The organism is Arthrobacter sp. SO3 (assembly GCF_020532825.1).
Lineage (GTDB): Bacteria > Actinomycetota > Actinomycetes > Actinomycetales > Micrococcaceae > Arthrobacter.
In genome coordinates, this window is sequence record NZ_MQTS01000110.1 from 1 (window position 1) to 2,138 (window position 2,138).

The 2,138-nt window shown below is 68.3% G+C and carries 1 protein-coding gene; it reads left to right on the forward strand.

Going from position 1 to position 2,138, the window contains the following annotated elements:
• Positions 1-240: 240 nt before the first annotated feature.
• Positions 241-1,938 carry a urocanate hydratase gene (gene hutU, locus BJQ90_RS11445; protein ID WP_226760381.1) on the forward strand — a complete coding sequence of 566 codons (1,698 nt, stop codon included), beginning with the start codon at positions 241-243 and terminating at the stop codon, positions 1,936-1,938.
• The last annotated feature ends 200 nt before the right edge of the window (positions 1,939-2,138 follow it).

Below are 2,138 nucleotides of genomic sequence, written 5' to 3' on the forward strand. Positions count from 1 at the left end.
GCCCCAACCACCCCCTGCGTCCCCCTGGTTGCGCTATCACTTGTGGTGCCCACCGGCACGTTTTAGCAACCGGAAGTGATAGCGCAACGTGGGGAAGGGGAGGCTGCGGGCGCGTCTGGAATCCCGGACAGCACCCGCCCGCCGGCTCTGTTTCCGGGGCTGCCGACAGGCTTTAGTTGATACAGGACCTCAATTCCCTCAAGCCCAAGCTTGACCAACCAGTACACGAAGGAGCCCCTCATGGCACCCGCCGATTTCACCACCGGTGCCCGCCCGGTCAAAGCAGCCCGCGGCACCAAGCTCACCGCCAAGAGCTGGCAGACGGAAGCACCGCTGCGCATGCTCATGAACAACCTCGACCCCGAGGTTGCCGAACGCCCCGATGACCTCGTCGTCTACGGCGGCACCGGCCGCGCCGTCCGGTCCTGGGCCGCGTTCGACGCGATCACCCGCACCCTCGAGACCCTGGAAAAGGATGAGACCCTGCTGGTCCAGTCGGGCAAGCCGGTCGGCGTGTTCCGCACCAACGAATGGGCGCCGCGAGTGCTGCTGGCCAACTCCAACCTCGTCGGCGACTGGGCCAACTGGCCCGAATTCCGCCGGCTCGAGGCCGAGGGCCTGATGATGTACGGGCAGATGACCGCCGGATCCTGGATTTACATCGGCACCCAGGGCATCCTGCAGGGCACCTTCGAGACCTTCGCCGCGATCGCCCGCAAACTCACCGGGGACGAGGACGGCACCCTCGCCGGCACCCTGACCCTCACCGGCGGCTGCGGCGGCATGGGCGGCGCCCAGCCGCTCGCCGTCACCCTCAACGACGGCGCCTGCCTGATCGTCGACGTCGATGAAAGCCACCTGCGCCGCCGCCTCGGCAAGCGCTACCTCGACGAGGTCGAGATCGACCTCGACGCTGCCATCGCCAAGGTCATGAAGGCCAAGGAAGAACGCCGCGGCTGGTCCGTGGGCTACGTCGGCAACGCTGCGGAGGTCTTCCCCGAGATCCTGCGCCGCCACAACGCCGGCGAGCTCACCGTCGACATCGTCACGGACCAGACCTCCGCGCACGATCCGCTGAGCTACCTCCCCGAGGGCATCACCGTGGCGGAATGGCACCGCGAGGCCGCCGCCGACCCGGAGGGCTTCACCAAGAAGGCCCAGGCCTCGATGGCCAAGCACGTGGCGGCCATGGTCGAGTTCCAGGACGCCGGCGCAGAGGTGTTCGACTACGGCAACTCCATCCGCGACGAGGCCCGCAAGGGCGGCTACAACCGCGCCTTCGAATTCCCCGGCTTCGTCCCGGCGTACATCCGCCCGTTGTTCTGCGAGGGCCTCGGCCCGTTCCGCTGGGTGGCGCTTTCCGGCGACCCGGAGGACATCGCCGTCACGGACAAGGCCATCAAGGAACTTTTCCCCGACAACAAGCACCTGCACCGCTGGATCAACGCCGCCGCCGATCGGGTCGAGTTCGAGGGCCTGCCGGCCCGGATCTGCTGGCTGGGCTACGGCGACCGCGCCAAGGCCGGGCTGCTGTTCAACCAGCTGGTCAGGGACGGCAAGGTCAGGGCGCCCATCGTGATCGGCCGCGACCACCTCGACTCCGGCTCCGTCGCCTCGCCCTACCGCGAGACCGAGGCCATGGCCGACGGCTCGGACGCCGTGGCTGACTGGCCGCTGCTCAACGCCCTGCTCAACACCGCCTCGGGCGCTACCTGGGTATCCATCCACCACGGCGGCGGCGTCGGCATCGGCCGCTCCATCCATGCCGGCCAGGTTTCGGTCGCGGACGGCACCGACCTTGCCGCGCAGAAACTCGAGCGCCTGCTCACCAACGACCCCGGCATGGGTGTCATCCGCCACGTCGACGCCGGCTACCACCGCGCCGTCGAAGTCGCCAAAGAACGCGGCGTCCGCATCCCCATGCAAGAAACCCGCTAACCACGGCCCCAACCCCACATTGAGTGCTCCGTAACTGCCGTTTTGAGCCACCAAAAGGGCGCTTACGGAGCACTCGATCCCCACGAGCCCCCTAACCTCGCAAGTCCCCGCCGGCTCCCAGCCTTCGCAAGCTCAGGCCGGGTCCCTCGCCGGCGGGGCCCCACGGCCAGGGATCCCTGCTCGCGTGGCCCCAATGAAAT

Excerpts from the sequence above, each read along its gene's own strand:
- hutU (WP_226760381.1), top strand. The coding sequence starts at position 241 with ATGGCACCCGCCGATTTCACCACCGGTGCCCGCCCGGTCAAAGCAGCC.